The 651-nt window shown below is 60.4% G+C and carries 1 protein-coding gene; it reads right to left on the bottom strand.

The genetic code is table 11. The annotated features are described in order from the left end of the window. Positions 1-137: 137 nt before the first annotated feature. Positions 138-302, bottom strand: coding sequence for a hypothetical protein (locus EOA24_RS40130; RefSeq protein WP_116397974.1), 165 nt, complete (start codon positions 300-302; stop codon positions 138-140). Between the last annotated feature and the right edge of the window lie 349 nt (positions 303-651).

The raw sequence follows: 651 nt of genomic DNA, 5'->3' as shown, positions 1-651 counted from the left end.
TTCCTCCTGACAACATACTGTCAGGAGGCTGCGGCAAGCTACCGGCAAACAAAGGCTTCTTCCCTGTACTCAACATCACTGGCCGCCAATACATCTGGGCGCGGTGTCGCCACAATCCAAGTCGCGGCGGCAAAATTTCAGTTTTCGCGCACGCGGCCCGTGTAAAGGTCCGGCCAGCCAATGTCCTTGCGGATGTCCGCCGGCAAGGTGTTCAGGAAACGCTGGGTGCGGATCTCGTTGCGCACGGTGCGGATCCGGCCGACATAGTGCTGCACGCTGCGCAGGATGGTAAAACCGTTCATGACCTCACTCCTCTCTTTCGATGAGAAGAGTATCTCACACCCCTCCTGACAGCAGTCTGTCAGGAGGTTGGCAGGGTACGGAAGAAGGCGGCACGGTGCCCCCCGCAGGGCTGGATGAAGCCGATTCCTGTCAGGAGGTGCTCGGCCCGAAGGCCGCAAGAACAGCTTTGACAGCCGCCATCGTTGCTGGTCAAAGGCAGCATGACGAAACTGCTCGCCCTAGTCATCTGCGGCATCATGCTGATCCAGGTCATCAAGCCGCTGGGCTGGCCGGGGCTGAAGCGACGCGGCGATTTCTGGAAGCTGGCGCTGCTTGCGATGGCGGCCATCTCGCTTGCCGCTGTCTTGG

Source organism: Mesorhizobium sp. M2A.F.Ca.ET.039.01.1.1, assembly GCF_003998035.1.
Lineage (GTDB): Bacteria > Pseudomonadota > Alphaproteobacteria > Rhizobiales > Rhizobiaceae > Mesorhizobium.
Note: the sequence above shows the minus strand (reverse complement) of the source record. Positions and strands in the feature narration are given on the sequence as shown.